At 67.5% G+C, this 14,790-nt stretch carries 14 protein-coding genes; 8 read left to right on the top strand and 6 right to left on the bottom strand.

The window, feature by feature from the left end; translation table 11 throughout:
• The first annotated feature begins 97 nt into the window (after positions 1-97).
• From ACNQR1_RS20230 to ACNQR1_RS20215, 4 genes are all read left to right on the top strand, one after another.
• Positions 98-991, top strand: coding sequence for a fructose bisphosphate aldolase (locus ACNQR1_RS20230; protein WP_418047621.1), 894 nt, complete (start codon positions 98-100; stop codon positions 989-991).
• Between the two features lie 25 nt (positions 992-1,016).
• Positions 1,017-1,931, top strand: coding sequence for an alpha/beta fold hydrolase (locus ACNQR1_RS20225; RefSeq protein ID WP_418047620.1), 915 nt, complete (start codon positions 1,017-1,019; stop codon positions 1,929-1,931).
• Between the two features lie 50 nt (positions 1,932-1,981).
• A complete protein-coding gene (locus tag ACNQR1_RS20220) occupies positions 1,982-2,629 on the top strand; it encodes an MBL fold metallo-hydrolase (protein ID WP_418047619.1) in 648 nt (215 codons plus the stop codon).
• A 97-nt stretch (positions 2,630-2,726) separates the two neighbouring features.
• The gene (locus ACNQR1_RS20215) at positions 2,727-4,106 is read left to right on the top strand and encodes an FAD-dependent oxidoreductase (protein WP_418047618.1); all 1,380 of its coding nucleotides are present in this window, start codon (positions 2,727-2,729) and stop codon (positions 4,104-4,106) included.
• 11 nt (positions 4,107-4,117) lie between these two features.
• Here the strand turns inward: ACNQR1_RS20215 and ACNQR1_RS20210 are convergent, their stop codons facing one another.
• The 5 genes from ACNQR1_RS20210 to ACNQR1_RS20190 form a co-directional block, all read right to left on the bottom strand.
• Positions 4,118-5,386 carry a competence/damage-inducible protein A gene (locus tag ACNQR1_RS20210; RefSeq protein WP_418047617.1) on the bottom strand — a complete coding sequence of 423 codons (1,269 nt, stop codon included), beginning with the start codon at positions 5,384-5,386 and terminating at the stop codon, positions 4,118-4,120.
• A 35-nt stretch (positions 5,387-5,421) separates the two neighbouring features.
• Positions 5,422-6,648 carry an enhanced intracellular survival protein Eis gene (locus tag ACNQR1_RS20205; protein ID WP_418047616.1) on the bottom strand — a complete coding sequence of 409 codons (1,227 nt, stop codon included), beginning with the start codon at positions 6,646-6,648 and terminating at the stop codon, positions 5,422-5,424.
• 65 nt (positions 6,649-6,713) lie between these two features.
• Complete coding sequence (locus tag ACNQR1_RS20200) at positions 6,714-6,938, bottom strand: hypothetical protein (protein ID WP_418047615.1); 225 nt, start codon at positions 6,936-6,938, stop codon at positions 6,714-6,716.
• Between the two features lie 9 nt (positions 6,939-6,947).
• Positions 6,948-9,674, bottom strand: coding sequence for a glycosyl hydrolase 2 galactose-binding domain-containing protein (locus tag ACNQR1_RS20195; protein ID WP_418050427.1), 2,727 nt, complete (start codon positions 9,672-9,674; stop codon positions 6,948-6,950).
• 184 nt (positions 9,675-9,858) lie between these two features.
• Complete coding sequence (locus tag ACNQR1_RS20190) at positions 9,859-10,596, bottom strand: glucose 1-dehydrogenase (protein ID WP_418047614.1); 738 nt, start codon at positions 10,594-10,596, stop codon at positions 9,859-9,861.
• 102 nt (positions 10,597-10,698) lie between these two features.
• Here ACNQR1_RS20190 and ACNQR1_RS20185 point away from each other — a divergent pair, with 102 nt between their 5' ends.
• Entirely contained in the window at positions 10,699-11,775 is a 1,077-nt protein-coding gene (locus ACNQR1_RS20185) for a diacylglycerol kinase (protein WP_418047613.1), read from the top strand.
• Here ACNQR1_RS20185 and ACNQR1_RS20180 read toward each other — a convergent pair.
• A complete protein-coding gene (locus ACNQR1_RS20180; protein ID WP_418047612.1) occupies positions 11,772-12,536 on the bottom strand; it encodes an HAD family hydrolase in 765 nt (254 codons plus the stop codon). The two genes, ACNQR1_RS20185 and ACNQR1_RS20180, sit on opposite strands and share 4 nt — an antisense overlap.
• A 56-nt stretch (positions 12,537-12,592) precedes the next feature.
• Between ACNQR1_RS20180 and ACNQR1_RS20175 the strand changes: the two genes are divergently transcribed.
• The 3 genes from ACNQR1_RS20175 (at position 12,593) to ACNQR1_RS20165 (ending at position 14,654) form a co-directional block, all read left to right on the top strand.
• Positions 12,593-12,958 (top strand): VOC family protein, encoded by a 366-nt coding sequence (locus ACNQR1_RS20175; RefSeq protein ID WP_418047611.1) that lies wholly within the window; start codon positions 12,593-12,595, stop codon positions 12,956-12,958.
• A gap of 119 nt (positions 12,959-13,077) precedes the next feature.
• Entirely contained in the window at positions 13,078-14,208 is a 1,131-nt protein-coding gene (locus ACNQR1_RS20170; protein ID WP_418047610.1) for a nitronate monooxygenase, read from the top strand.
• A gap of 41 nt (positions 14,209-14,249) precedes the next feature.
• Positions 14,250-14,654, top strand: a complete 405-nt coding sequence (locus ACNQR1_RS20165; protein ID WP_418050426.1) for a hypothetical protein — start codon at positions 14,250-14,252, stop codon at positions 14,652-14,654.
• The last annotated feature ends 136 nt before the right edge of the window (positions 14,655-14,790 follow it).

Genomic DNA, 14,790 nt, shown 5'->3' with positions numbered 1-14,790 from the left:
GCCGCCTATCCTCTGAGTCGAACTGTGCGCCACTGTGGTGTGCGCCTCAGCAGCAGAACAACAGCAGGACGCCGTCTTCAAAGGAGTAGACAACCTCATGGTGAACCAGCAGCAGGCCGACAAGATGACCACGGGCAAGGGCTTCATCGCCGCGCTCGACCAGAGTGGTGGGTCCACCCCCAAGGCGCTGCGTCTCTACGGGGTCGAGGAGAGCGCCTACTCCTCCGAAGAGGAGATGTTCGACCTGATCCACCAGATGCGCTCGCGCATCATCACCTCCCCGGTGTTCAACGGTGACCGCGTGCTGGCCGCGATCCTGTTCGAGCAGACCATGGACCGCTCCATCGAGGGCAAGCCCACCGCCACCTACCTCTGGGAGGACAAGGGCGTGGTGCCGCTGCTCAAGATCGACAAGGGCCTGGCCGATGTCGAGAACGGCGTGCAGGTGATGAAGCCGATGCCGGGCCTTGACGATCTGCTCGCCCGCGCGGCGAAGGGCGGCATCTTCGGCACCAAGGAGCGTTCGGTGATCGGCGCGGCCAACGCCGAGGGCATCGCCGCCGTGGTCGCCCAGCAGTTCGAGGTGGCCAAGCAGGTGCTGTCGCACGGTCTGATCCCGATCATCGAGCCCGAGGTCACCATCTCGATCTCCGACAAGGCCGAGGCCGAGGACCTGCTCCGCGACGAGATCACCAAGAACCTCGACGCGCTGCCGGCCGACCAGAAGGTCATGCTCAAGCTGACCCTGCCGACTCAGGCCAACCACTACCAGTCGCTGGTCGAACATCCGAAGGTGATGCGGGTCGTGGCGCTGTCCGGTGGCTACTCGCGCGACGAGGCCAACAAGCTGCTGTCCGAGAACACCGGCGTGATCGCCAGCTTCAGCCGCGCGCTCACCGAGGGTCTGTCGGCTCAGCAGAGCGACGACGAGTTCAACGCCACGTTGGACAAGTCCATCCAGTCGATCTTCGACGCGTCCGTCGCGGGCTAGACGCGGAACCCGGCGAGGCACACAGATGGTCATCCCGATCGATCGCCCCAAACTGGAGGGCAATGTCGCTGTCGGCGACGGCCGTCAGCTCGGCTTCGCCGAATTCGGCGACCCGCAGGGCCGTGCGGTCTTCTGGCTGCACGGCACCCCGGGCGCCCGCAGGCAGATCCCGACCGAGGCCCGGATCTACGCCGAGCGCAACCACATCCGGTTGATCGGGGTGGACCGGCCCGGCATCGGTTCCTCCACGCCGCACCAGTACGACCGGGTGCTGGATTTCGGTGAGGATCTGCGCACCATCGCCGACACCCTGGGCATCGACAAGATGGCTGTCATCGGTTTGTCCGGCGGCGGCCCCTACACGCTGGCCACCGCGGCCGCCATGCCCGACCGGGTGGTGGCGGCCGGGGTGCTCGGCGGTGTGGCCCCCATGGTCGGTCCCGACGCGATCAGCAGTCCGCTGATGCAGCTCGGTGCGGTGGTCGCACCGATCCTCGAGGTGGCCGGTGCACCGATCCGGTTGGCCGCCTCCGGACTGATCCGGCTGATCCGCCCGGTCGCCTCCCCGGCCCTGGAGATCTACGCGCGGATCTCCCCCGAGGGTGACCGGCGCATGCTGGGCAGGCCCGAGTTCAAGGCGATGTTCCTCGACGACCTGCTCAACGGCAGCCGCAAGCAACTTGCCGCCCCGTTCTACGACATCGTGGTCTTCGAGCGTGACTGGGGCTTCAGGCTCGACGAGGTCAAGGTTCCGGTGCGCTGGTGGCACGGCGACCATGACCACATCGTGCCGTTCGCCCACGGTCAGCATGTGGTCTCCCGGCTGCCCGACGCCGTGATGACCGAGCTGCCCTACGAAAGTCACCTCGGTGGGCTGGGCTGCGCCGAGGAGATCATGGGCACCATGATCACGACCTGGGACGACGCGAGCTCCGACTGAGCCCATCCGGGGCTTGACCTCAACCATTGTTGAGGGTCGAGGCTGGCGTCATGGCAACCTCGATGAACCGGATCCGGACCGACCTGTGGGAAACCCGAACCGACACACCGTTTCCGGGTTTGACCACGCACGCCTACCTGTGGACGCCGGACGGGCGCAATGCCCTGTTCTACTGCCCTGCCGGCGAAGCGGATTTCGCCACGCTGGATTCCCTCGGCGGCGTCGACGACCACTATCTGTCCCACCAGGACGAGGCAGGCCCGATGCTGGCCCGCATCGCCGAGCGGTTCGGTTCCCGGTTGCATGCGCCCGCCGCCGAGCGCGAGACGATCGAGCGACACAGCCCGATCGACGTACCGCTGTCCTCCCGGCACGTCGATGACCATGGCGTCGAGGTGATCCCCACCCCCGGCCACACTCCGGGCAGCACGAGCTATCTCGTACATGGCGCCCAGGGCCGCTATCTGTTCACCGGGGACACCATGTTCGTCGCTGCCGACGGTCGATGGTCGACATTCGTGATCCCCGGCATCGGTGACGCCACGGCGATGGCCCACAGCCTGCACGTGTTGGCGGGTCTACAGCCGGATGTGGTCATCTCCAGTGCGTTCGGGGCGCGGGCGGTCACCGTCCTCGATGAGGGCACCTGGCAGGCATGCGTCGACGAGGCGTTGCGGTCGATACCGGTGACCAGGTGATCTTCGAGTAGCGCACTACTCTAGGCCCGGCTACGGCCTGCTCCGATACTTCGAACAACTGGCGATGTGCCAGCAGCTCCGGAGGTCGGCAATGGCAATGATCGGCAAACACGCGGTGGTGCTGGGCGCGAGCATGGGCGGGCTGCTTGCCGCCCGGGCGCTGGCCGATTTCTTCGCCAACGTCACGCTCGTGGAGCGCGATGTCCTGCCGGACGGCCCGGTCCAGCGGCGCGGTGTCCCACAGGGCCGGCACGCCCATGGACTGCTCAGCGGCGGACTGCAGGCGCTGGCCGAACTGTTTCCCGGGCTCCCCGAGGAGCTTGCCGCCGACGGTGCGACAGTGCTCGACGCGGCGAAGCTGTCCCTCGTGTCGCTGACATTCGGCGGCCACCGGCTCAACCTCAACGGACAACCATCCAAACCGATCGAGTCCTACCTGGCCAGCAGACCGTTTCTGGAGGCACATGTCCGCGACCGGGTGCGCGCGATCGCCAACATCGACATCCTCGACGGGCACGATGCGGTCGAGTTGCTGATGAACGACGCCCGGCGCGTCACGGGGGTTCTGGTGGCCGCCCGGGGCGGCGCTGCCGGACACGCGATTTCCGCCGACCTGATCGTCGACGCCATGGGCCGGGCCGGACGGACACCGGCTTTCCTGGAGAGTGCCGGATTCGGACGGCCGGACGAGGACCGGATCGCGGTGCAGGTGGCCTATTCCAGCCAACTGATGCGCTTCCCGGGTGGCGCTCCCAACGATCGGCTCACGCTCGTCGGGGCTGTTCCCGAAAGACCATGCGGTGGTTCACTGTTCGCGTACGAAGACGACACCTGGTTGCTCACCACCGCGGGGATGAACGGCCAGGAGCCACCGGCGGACCTGGACGGCATGATCGCCTTCATCGAGGATCTGTTCCCCGCCGAGACGGTGGCAGCCTTGCGCACCGCCCAACCACTGGGAGCGGTGGCCACGTTCCGCTACCCGGCGAGCGTGCGCAGGCGGTACGAGCGCATGCCCCGCTTCCCCGAAGGTCTGCTGGTCTTCGGTGACGCGATCTGCAGCTTCAATCCGGTGTACGGACAAGGCATGTCGGTGGCCGCACTCGAGGCGCTCGCACTGCGCGACTGCCTGACCCGGGGAGCCGACGATCTCGGCCGCAGATTCCTGCGGGCCGCCGCCGGCTGTGTCAACACGGCCTGGCAGATGGCCTGCGGCGCCGATCTCGCGCTGCCGCAGATTCCCGGGCCACGACCGGTCTCCGTACGGCTGTCCAACTGGTACACCGAGCGGGTGCTCACGGCCGCCGAGAACGATCCGGTGGTCACCGAGACGTTCTTCCGGGTGATGAATCTGGTCGATCCGCCGAGCCGCCTGATGCATCCGGCCATCGTGCGGCGGGTGGCTGCCGGTGCGTCCCGGCGCGGCCGCACCCGGCGGCCGGCTCCCGCAGAGGCCGTCGTGGCGCCGTTGGGCTGACGACGCGTGGGTCAGTCCCCACCGTCCGTGAGTGCCCGGCGCAGCAGGTGCATCGCCACCGTCGTGGCCCTTTCGCGGATATCGGATCGGTTACCCGGAAGGCGAAGCGTGCGGGTGATCGCGGCCGATCCGGCCCGGACCGCGAAACACACGGTGCCGACCGGCTTTTCCGGAGTACCGCCGTCCGGCCCGGCGATCCCGCTGATGGCCACCGCGGTATCGGCCCCGAAATGGTGCAACGCGCCGGTGACCATCGATTCGACCACCGGTTCGGACACCGCGCCGTACTCGGCGATGAGAACCGGATCAACGTTCAGCAGTTCGGCCTTGGCCTCGTTCGAGTAGCTGACCACCCCACCCAGGAAGTAGTCCGAGCAGCCGGGGATGTCGGCCAACCGGGCGGCCAGCAGCCCGGCGGTGCAGGACTCCGCCGTGGCGATCCGGCGCCCGGCCAGCAGGGCGGCCACCTGCTCGTCCACGGTGGCGCCGTCCTCGGAGTACAGCGCGGCGCCGTGCCGGTCGCGCAGCAGGGTCAGCAGATCCTGGTAGGCACCGGCAGCATCGGGCTCATATCGGGTGACGATCTCGAGTTCGCCGCGGCGCAGGCACGTGGTGATCTCCAGTGCGTCGAAACCGGCGATGGCACCCTCGGCCTCACGCAAGGTCTCGGCCAGACCGGACTCGGCCAGGCCGAACATCCGCACCATTTCCTGCCGGTACTTCGTCCGACCCGAAATCGCCTGTTGCACAGCCTCGGTCGCGACGGCAGTGTGCCACATCGGCTGCAACTCCCGGGGCGGGCCCGGCAGCACGACGACTGTCGGGCTGCCTGCGACGACCACGCCCGGCGCGGTACCGACGGGCGCCAAGACCTCCGCACCGACGGGAACCATGGCCTGCTTGCGGTTGGCCGCGCGCACCGCATCGAAATCGACACCGGGGCGGTCGCCGATCAGCTTGCGCAGGATGGCCGCGATGCGCTCCTCCATGGCCTCGTCGAGCACGAGTTCACGACCGCAGAACCCGGCTACCGTCGCCACGGTCAGATCGTCTGCGGTCGGCCCGAGCCCACCGCTCGTCACGATCAGGTCCACGCCTTCGGAGGCCAGGAACCGCAACTGCGCCTCGATGTCACGGGGACGGTCGCCGCAGATGGTGATGTGGGCGAGTTCCACTCCGAGTTCGAGGAGCTGGTCGGCCAGCCATGGACCGTTGCGGTCCTGGACCCTTCCGGTGAGTACTTCTGTCCCGGTAACGACGATGCCTGCACGTGCGCTCACCAGATGAACACTACGCAGCAGGCCCGCGCCCCGGCCTAGAAGCTGTAGCCGAGCTCGGCCGGAACCTGGCAGGCGAAGGCAGCACCGAGCTTCTGCACCACGGCGGGATCCTTGCTGCGCAACCGGTTTGCGGTGACGAAGGCCTCGGGACGGTGGTCACCGAGGTAGAGACTGCCGAGCACGTCGAGCCCCAACTCGATGTCAGCCGGTGCGTCGGTGGGCGTGCACCGGGCCCGGCCATCACGAATCTGCAGGGCGAATCGTCCGCCGTCGGCGCGGAAACCGTCGGTGACGTCCAGCACGGTGTCCAGGTCGCCCTCATATCGTCGGGCCTCGAGTGCAACCGGGACGTTCATGATCCGGATCCACAGATCGTCGCTGCTCGAGGTCACCCGGGCCAGCCGCGGATTGGTCAGCAGATGGGGCAGCACGTCACCGGGATGCGTCCAGATACTCACCTTCTCCATCAGGTCCATCCCCAGCAGTGCCCGCCACAGCGCGATGTAGGCATCGGTGGTCACGGCGGTCACCTCGCGGACCCGGAGCGATCTGGATTCCTCGCCGTGCACGCGGTACAGCGCGTAGCCGTCCGGGTGCAGGAACGCGAACAGTTCCGAACCGCCGTCGCGGGCGTTCGCCCGGTCTGCCAGGACGTCGTCCCACAGCGCGGTCGGGCACACCAGCCCGCCCGGAGTCCGCTGTCGCCAGCGGTCGTAGATCTCGGCGAACGTGTCGCGATGGTCGGCAGGTTTGACCAGGCGCACCCCGCCAGGGTCGGGGACCGACGCGTGGAACCGGGCGAACCTGCGGTCGATGGTCATCAGGTGCACCGTGGTGGCCGGGCCGTAGCCGAATCGGCCGTAGATCCCGCCTTCGCTCGCCGTGAGGGCGGCGATCGGGTGGCCGGCCTCGGCGATCCGTTGGTGCAACTCGGTGTACATCGAGCGCAGGATCCCGCGACGGCGATGGGTGGGAGCGACGGCCACATAGCTCAGACCCGCCGCGGGCAGCGCCGCGCCACCCGGAACCGTGAGGGTGAGATCGAAGTAGTTCGCCTGTCCGACGATGTCGCCGTCGACGCCGCCGTCACGCACCACCACGCCGCCGTCGGCGGGCACCATCTGCTGCCACGCCGCCAGGGAATCCGGGTGCATCACCTCACCGAATGCGGTGTTGCCGAGCAGGGCCATGCCCGCCCAGTCGGCGTCAGTGACGCTGTGCAGAGTGAGAGTTGTTTCCGGGGAGGCCACGTTGTCGATCACAGAACCCGACGGTGCCACACCGGCACGTACGGACGCGACCGAATTTCGGCCGGCGCGCTAGCAGGTCAGCGCTTGAGCCACGTGTTCAAGGTCGCCAGTTCACGGGTGTAGGTGGTCATGATGTCGTCCTGGTACAGCGTCGCCCCGCTGATCGTGGTCGGCCCCTGCCACACCACCCTGATCCGGTTCGCACCGCGCTGGTAGACGTCCACCCGGTCGAGGTCACGGTGCAGCCATCCGCCGCTCTCGGCCAGCTGGCCGACCTCATGGCGCTCATCGGTTGTGGTCATGCGCCGATCCTATCGTCGTGCCCGCTGGTCGATCGGTACCACCGTCGGTGCGCTGTTGTAGCCGCCGACCCTGACCCAGTTGGCCGCGGGCTCCGATCCGGTCACCGTGCCGGTCAGCTCCACCGTCTCCCCCGGATACACCGTGACGTAGTTGTCGGAGTACTCGATGGGCAGGATCTCGTCACCATCACGGGTCGTGGTGATCTCTGCCCGTTCGAAGAAGGCGATCTGGCGGCCGGGATTGTGCAACCGGATCGCCACCGTGGCGCCGCCGTCGGCGGACTCGGTCCGGTGCGCGCTCACCTGCAGCGGCGCGGGTGCCATCGTGTTGAGCGGGGTCATGTCGGCGAAGCTGCTCTGTACGAGGTCGAACGCCTGGTCATTGACCGGGGGGCCGACATCGTCGAGTTGTCGGGACTGCCAGTAGGTGTTGTCGGCGACGACCTCGCCGTTCTCGTCGAGCAACTCACAGCGCACGAACACCACCGGCGAGTCGTCGGCAAGCCGGGGCAGCGACAACCCGGGGACGACTCCGTTCGACGGCACGGCCGGCACGTCGGAACTCCGGTCGTCGCGTATCCGGCCGGTCAGGTCGTAGGTCCGCACCCGCACCCGCAGGCCCGTCCGCTCCTGCGGGGACTGGTTCACCACCGACACGTGGGCGGTGTCGTGATCGCCGGTGGCGTAGGAGTCGAACACCACCGACAGCGGACGCAGACCCTTCTTCGCCCCGTAATACGCGCCGCCGGGCCGCAGGTAGTAGTCGAAGAGATGCCCGAAGAACGACGGCCAGTGATTGTTGAGCATCCAGTAGATGGTCATCTTGTGGTTGTCCCACCCGCCCGCCGCGAACGCCTCGAACTGCGCGCGCGTCGACTCGTAATGGGCCAGTTGCGCCTTGCGGGCGAATTCCTCTGCGCCGCGCGAGGATCCGTAGCGCTGGACCACCGCGGTTCGGATGCTCTCCAGGGCGGCGTTGCTGGGGTTGGCGCCGGCGTGGAAATACCAGGCCTCGTTGATCGGCCAGAGTTTGTCCGGCGGGATGAACTTCTGCAGGCTGGCGAACGGCGGGATGTGTTCGTTGTCGCCCTGTTCGGCGTTCGAGCCGCGGGTGGCCTGGTACCGGCCGCTGAACCAGTAACTCGGCGGGCGCCAGGTGTACGGGCCTGCCATGTGGATGCCGTCCCAGTCGGGCTCCCCATTGGCGTCGCGGGCCAGCGAGGACACCGTGTCGACGACGGTGTTGGGCCAGTGCAGATCGCGCAGGATTCCGTGATAGCCCGCGAGCACCGGTGCAGGGGGCTTGCCGTCGCTGCCGTTGGCCCACAGGAAAGCCGAGGCGTGCCCTCGCAGGGACAGGATCTGCGAGCGCATGCTCTCGTCGGCCACCCGCCGATCCTCGTCGTCCCACTGCCACCACTTCTCCCACTGGTTGCAGCACATCCAGCCGTACATCAGCGGGATGCCCAGCTCATCGGCGCGCTCGATGATGTTGTCGCCCGGGAACTTTCCCTCCAGCCGCAGCATGTTCAGGCCCAGATCCCGGACGTACCCGAGGATGGCGTCCTCACGCTGCGGGTCGTACTGGAACAACAGGTCGGGCGTGTAGGCCGCACCCCGGACGAGGAAGTCGCGCCCGTTCACGGTCAGGTAGAAACTGCCACCAAGGCCCAAATCGGGGAACTGCTCGTCGTTGTCGCGGTGCTGCGCCACGGTGCGGATGCCGAACCGGGAATCCAGCGTGTCGGTGGCCCGGCCGTAGCGCAGAAACTCCAGCCGCAGGTCGTACAGATCGGGTCTGCCCATGGTGTAGGGCCACCACAGGTCGGGGTCGGCGACCCGCAGGGCCGCGAAAGTGTCCGGGTCGAACCGGATTTCACGGCTCTCCCCCGGCGCCAGGCTGACGGCTTGATCCACCGAGATGGCAGGTTTCCCGGGCCTGCTGATGCGGGCCCGCACCACGCCGCGCATCGGGACATCGGCGGTGTTGCGGATGTCGGAGTAGACGGTGAGCCGGGCCGAGTCGGTGGCCGGCAGCGGCAGTTCTGTGGTGACCAGCGGGTCGCTGAGCACGACCTGGCCCGAATAACTCAGGTAAACCGGTTTGAAGATGCCCGCATTGCGGTCGGCGACATAGGAATTGCCCCGCAGCGGGTTCTTGTCCGGGCCCTGGTAGCCGATGCGGTTCCAGTTGAGCCAGTCCCACCAGCTGTCGGCCAGCTCGACGCCGTCGATGTCCTGCAGCGCCTGCTCGGGCGTCACCTTGACCGCCAGCGTGTTGACACCCCCCGGGTTGATCCACGGCGTCGCGTCGATCTCGTGGATCGTGTGCATGCCCACCAGCAGTGAACTGCCGGCGATCATGGTGCCGTTGAGCCACACCTCGGCGCGGTAGTTGATGCCGGGGAAATCGAGCCGGTAACTGGAGCTGCCCCGCGGCGCGGTGAACGTCGTGCGGTACCACCAGTCCTGCCGGAACAGGTCGTCCGGCACGTCGGCCAGGTTGTCACCCACGTACAGGTTCGGATAGGTCCCGTCGTCCTGCAGTGCGGCCAGCACCGTGGACGGCATCTGCTTGACCTGGTGCCAGTCGGCGTTCACCTCACCGGGCGTGGACATCGCCGCGCCGTCGGCGGCCACCGTGCGCGCCGAGGCCAGTTGCCAGCCCTGTGCCAGTTCCATCCGTCCGGACGGCGGCTCGGGTTTGGCGAACGGCGGGAAATCGGCGACGCACAGCGACAACAGCAGCACTGCGGCGAGGACAAACCCCACGACCCTGGCCCGAAGGCTCAGACCGTCGCGGCGACTCCGGGCGGAAATGGGCAGCTCCTCAAAGACCGGTGTGGCACCGTGCCGGTGAGTCGATGCCCTGCCGGGTCATTCTGCCGTGGTCCGTACCGCCGCGTGCGGCCGGTTCGACTCAGAGCTTGTGCGGCACGTCGTTGACGATGCCGCCGTCCATGACGAACTCGGCACCCGTGGCGTAGCGGGATTCATCGCTGGCCAGGAACACCACGAAGGTGGACACCTCGTCAGGCTGTCCGGGCCGGCCCAGCGGAATGCTGAGCATGTCCTCGGGGAAGTGCTCGGTCATCGGGGTGCGGATGAAGCCCGGGTGGATGGAGTTGACCCGGATCTGCTTGGAACCGAGCTCCAGCGCCGCGGACTTGGTCAGACCGCGCACCGCCCACTTGGAGGCGACATACGGGTGCACCATGGCCGCGCCGCGCAGACCCTCGATGGACGAGACGTTGATGATCGAGCCGCCGCCTGCGGCCTTCATCGCCTTGACGCTGGCCTGCATGCCCAGGAAGGTGCCGGTCAGGTTGACGTCGATGACCTTCTGCCACTGGGCCATGTCGAATTTGCCGATCTGGCCGAGCGCGACGATCCCGGCGTTGTTCACCAGCACATTGAGCAGGCCGAACTCTGAGGTGGCGGTTTCCACCGCGGCGTTCCACTGGTCTTCCTCGGTGACATCGAGGTGCACATAGCGGACCGAATCGCCGAGTTCGGCGGCGAGTGCCTTGCCCTCGTCGTCGAGGATGTCCCCGATCACGACCTTGGCGCCCTCGGCGACCAGCGCCCGGGCGTGCTCTGCGCCCATCCCCCGCGCGCCGCCACTGATGAGTGCCACTTTTCCGTCTACCCGTCCCATGACGGGTGAGGCTACCGCCTACGGCGCGAAATTAGAACCTGTTCCAATTTTGGCGCCGGATCGGCATACTGCGACTAGACCGAACACCCTGAGGAGACCTGTATGGCCATTCGCGTGGCGATCGTCGGCACCGGAAACTGCGGCCGGTTGGCCCTGATCCAGCTCATCGACGACCCCCGGTTCGAGCTCGTCGCCGTGGGCACCTCGACCGAGACGAAGGTCGGCCTGGACGCCGGCGAACTGGCCGGGCTGGACGGCGTCACCGGGGTCACCGCCACGCTGGGCATCGATGCCGCGATCGCCGCCAAACCGGATTGCCTGGTGTACTGCGCGATGGGTGACACCCGCCCCGTGGAAGCCACCCGCGATGTGATGGCCGCACTGGCCGCCGGGATCAATGTGGTCGGCTCGGCCCCGGGCGGCCTGCAGTTCCCCTGGGGCGCCATGCCGGACAAGGCAATCGCGCGGGTCGAAGAAGCTGCCCAGGCGGGCAATTCAAGCGTGTTTATCACCGGTGTCGACCCGGGGTTCGCCACCGACCTGGTGCCGTTCGCGATCGCCGGTACATGTCAGCGCATCGATCAGATCAAGACCATGGAGATCGCCGACTACGCCACCTATGACGGCACCGAGGTAATGTCGATCGTCATGGGATTCGGCAATCCGATCGACCAGCCCGGAATGTTGTTTCTCCCCGGAATCCTCAGCGCCGCTTGGGGGACCGCGATCCGGATGCTCGCCGCCGGACTGGGCGTCGAAGTCGAAGACATCACCGAGCACTACGAGCTGGAGCCCGCGCCCGAGGACATCGAGGTCGCGACCGGTGTCATCACCAAGGGCACGGTCGCGGCGATGCGCTTCCAGATCAACGGCATGGTCGGCGGTAAGCCGGTGATCGTCGTCGAACACGTCACCCGGGTGCGTGCGGACCTTCGACCGGACTGGGCGCAACCGGCCCAGCCCGGCGGCTCCTACCGCGTCGAGATCACGGGCGAACCGTCATATGTCGTGGACATCTGCCCCACCAGCCGCAAGGGCGACCACAACCACGCCGCGATCGTGGCGGCGGCCGGACGCATCGTCAACGCCATCCCCGATGTGGTGGCCGCCGCGCCGGGCATCCGCACCACACTGAACCTGCCGCTCGTCACGGGCAAAGGCCTGCACAGGCCGAGCTAGGCACCCGGGCGCAGCCGGCGATCACCCCGGCGACGCCCGCCCGGGCGGGGCAGGGTGAGCACCGGCCAGTCCTGCTCGGTGGCAGCCGAGGCCAGTCCCGGACGCGGATTCACCGGCCGTGGATGACCCACCAACCGCATCAGTGCACTGTCCTCGGGACCGTCGGCGTAGAAATAGCTGTGCGCGAGGTCGACCTGCGCGGTCCGTGAGAAGGCCTGTACCGCATCGGCTTTGCGGGCTCCCCAGATGATGGGCTCGACGATCCCGCCGGTCAGCCTGCCCTCGCTGTCGGTCACGAAGTGATTGCACAGCACGTGGCCGATCCCCAGGTGCCGTGCGACCGGCTCGGCATGAATGGTCAGCGCCGAGGAGCTCAACACGACGGTGTGACCGCGGTCCTGATGCCGCCGCACCACCTCGCGCATGTGGGGGTAGACCCGCTGAGCGATCCGGTTCTCGAAGAGGTACTCCCCCAGTTCGTCGAGTTCGAGCAGCGAGTCGCCGCGCAGGTAACCGGCTGCCCGCACCAGGAGCCGCTCGAACGGCATCCGGCCGATCCGGTAGCGCACGGAGGCTTCGACGATTCCGAGGATCTCGCCCACGGCGGCCTGCCGCCGGCGGATGCGGTGACCGGCGTGGGCCGTCGCGGTGAAACCGTCCACCAACGTGCCGTCGAGATCGAAGAAGGCGCCCACCCGCGCCCCACCCGGACCGGCGCCGATCTCCTCGAGCGACTGGGGTGGCGACAACGTGCGGCCCATGGGGCTACTAAACCAAGCCACCACGACACTCGGCCAGTCGAGACTAGAAATGGGAGATGACCCCAACCACAGACAGCATCGGGATCAAGGACGTCGCGGCCGTCATCGCCACCGGACGATTCGAGGAGTCGAGGGCCTGGTACACCCGGCTCCTCGACCGCGAACCCGACCTGGAACCGGTTCCAGGCGTCGCGGAATGGCAGCTGACGGCGACCGCGTGGCTACAGGTCGTCACCGATCCCACCGGCGCCGGGCGGTCGGCCGTGCGATTCGGGGTCGACGATTTGGACACCACCGCCGCGTGGCTGGGCGACAATGGTGTCGCCGTCACAGAACCGCAGGTCATTGCCGACATTGTCGCCGTCATCGATGTTGCGGATCCCGACGGAAATGAAGTGTCGTTCGTCGCCGAGCTCGCGTGAATCTGCCGGGTCGGGCCCCAGAGCGACCCGAGGTGGTACTAAACTAGAACACGTTTCACTTCTGTCCGGGTCGCAGCGGCCGGGACTCCCAGACCGCATTGCCATCGAAGGAGATCAGAATGCACACCGCACTGTGCGACGAACTCGGGATCGACGTCCCGATCTTCGCGTTCACCCACTGTCGCGACGTGGTGGTCGCCGTCAGCAAGGCCGGCGGTTTCGGCGTGCTCGGCGCCGTGGGATTCAGTCCCGAACAGCTCGAGATCGAGCTCAACTGGATCGACGAGCACATCGGTGACCACCCCTACGGCGTCGACATCGTGATCCCGAACAAGTACGAGGGCATGGACACCGACATGTCCGCCGACGATCTCAAGGGCATGCTGCAGTCACTGGTGCCCCAGGAGCACCTGGATTTCGCGAAGAAGATCCTCGCCGACCACGGCGTGCCGGTCGACCACAGCGATGACGACGCGCTGCAGCTGCTCGGCTGGACCGAGGCCACGGCGACCCCTCAGGTCGAGATCGCCCTGAAGCACCCCAAGATGACGCTCATCGCCAACGCGCTGGGCACCCCGCCCAAAGACATGATCGACCGCATCCACGCCGAGGGGCGCAAGGTCGCGGCGCTGTGCGGTTCGCCGTCCCAGGCCCGCAAGCACGCCGACGCGGGCGTCGACATCATCATCGCCCAGGGCGGCGAGGCCGGCGGTCACAGCGGCGAGATCGGTTCGATCGTGCTCTGGCCCCAGGTGGTCAAGGAGGTGGCCCCGGTTCCGGTGCTGGCAGCCGGCGGTATCGGCAGCGGCCAGCAGATCGCCGCCGCCCTGGCGCTCGGCGCCCAGGGCGCCTGGACCGGATCGCAGTGGGTGATGGTCGAGGAGAGCGAGCACACCGAGCAGCAGCACGCCGCATACGCCAAGGCGACCAGCAAGGACACCGTCCGCAGCCGCTCGTTCACCGGCAAGCCGGCCCGCATGCTCCGTAACGACTGGACCGAGGCCTGGGAGAACCCGGACAACCCGAAGCCGCTCGGCATGCCGTTGCAGTACATGGTGTCGGGCATGGCCGTCGCGGCGACGCACAAGTACCCCAACGAGAGCGTCGATGTCGCGTTCAATCCGGTGGGCCAGGTCGTCGGCCAGTTCAAGAAGGTCGAGAAGACCTCCGCGGTGATCGAACGCTGGGTGCAGGAGTACCTGGAGGCGACGGGCAACCTCAACGCACTGAACGAGGCCGCCGGCGTGTGATTGCGGCCGCCGGCAGCGGGTTCCTGATCGCCGTCCTGTGGATGGACCTGATCTTCGATGTGCAGGTGCTGTCCCATCGCAGGTCGGCCGAATTACCGGAACCCGCGCTGGCGTCCATCGCCGGCTACTACAGCCGCGCGACCACCACCTCGCGCCCGATGAGCCTGCTGATCGCCGCTGTCATGGCGATCCTGTTGGCGGCATTGGGCTTTCACGTTGCCGACGGCGCCGACCCGGCTTGGCTGACAGCGGTTTTCGTGGCGCTCGCCGCCGGCCCCGTGCTGCTGGCCGTGCTGCGCACCGTGCCCAACGCGGTGACTCTGGGTAGGCGCACCGGCAGCGTGGCCGAGCAGACGCGACTGGCACGCTCCATCTGCCGCGACCATCTGCTGTGCCTGGCGAGCATGTCCACCTTCCTCGCGCTGTGGCTGGTGACCGCGGCTTGAGTCATCAACGTGGCGGATTGCGGTCACTATCAGGCAGCAATCCGCCGCGTAAGTCGGTATGTGGTGCGCGGAACGCTGCGGGCGTAGACCGATGCCCATCGATTATGTATGGTTCCATACATAGCTGACGAAGGGT

The sequence above is a fragment of the Mycobacterium sp. 48b genome (genome assembly GCF_048282725.1).
Classification (GTDB): Bacteria; Actinomycetota; Actinomycetes; order Mycobacteriales; family Mycobacteriaceae; genus Mycobacterium.
Note: the sequence above shows the minus strand (reverse complement) of the source record. Positions and strands in the feature narration are given on the sequence as shown.

Coding starts and splice junctions, on each gene's coding strand:
- ACNQR1_RS20190 (WP_418047614.1), bottom strand. CDS start 10,596: ATGGGACGGGTAGACGGAAAAGTGGCACTCATCAGTGGCGGCGCGCGG.
- ACNQR1_RS20200 (WP_418047615.1), bottom strand. CDS start 6,938: ATGACCACAACCGATGAGCGCCATGAGGTCGGCCAGCTGGCCGAGAGC.
- ACNQR1_RS20185 (WP_418047613.1), top strand. CDS start 10,699: ATGGCCATTCGCGTGGCGATCGTCGGCACCGGAAACTGCGGCCGGTTG.
- ACNQR1_RS20165 (WP_418050426.1), top strand. CDS start 14,250: ATGGACCTGATCTTCGATGTGCAGGTGCTGTCCCATCGCAGGTCGGCC.
- ACNQR1_RS20225 (WP_418047620.1), top strand. CDS start 1,017: ATGGTCATCCCGATCGATCGCCCCAAACTGGAGGGCAATGTCGCTGTC.
- ACNQR1_RS20220 (WP_418047619.1), top strand. CDS start 1,982: ATGGCAACCTCGATGAACCGGATCCGGACCGACCTGTGGGAAACCCGA.
- ACNQR1_RS20180 (WP_418047612.1), bottom strand. CDS start 12,536: ATGGGCCGCACGTTGTCGCCACCCCAGTCGCTCGAGGAGATCGGCGCC.
- ACNQR1_RS20170 (WP_418047610.1), top strand. CDS start 13,078: ATGCACACCGCACTGTGCGACGAACTCGGGATCGACGTCCCGATCTTC.
- ACNQR1_RS20175 (WP_418047611.1), top strand. CDS start 12,593: ATGACCCCAACCACAGACAGCATCGGGATCAAGGACGTCGCGGCCGTC.
- ACNQR1_RS20215 (WP_418047618.1), top strand. CDS start 2,727: ATGATCGGCAAACACGCGGTGGTGCTGGGCGCGAGCATGGGCGGGCTG.
- ACNQR1_RS20230 (WP_418047621.1), top strand. CDS start 98: ATGGTGAACCAGCAGCAGGCCGACAAGATGACCACGGGCAAGGGCTTC.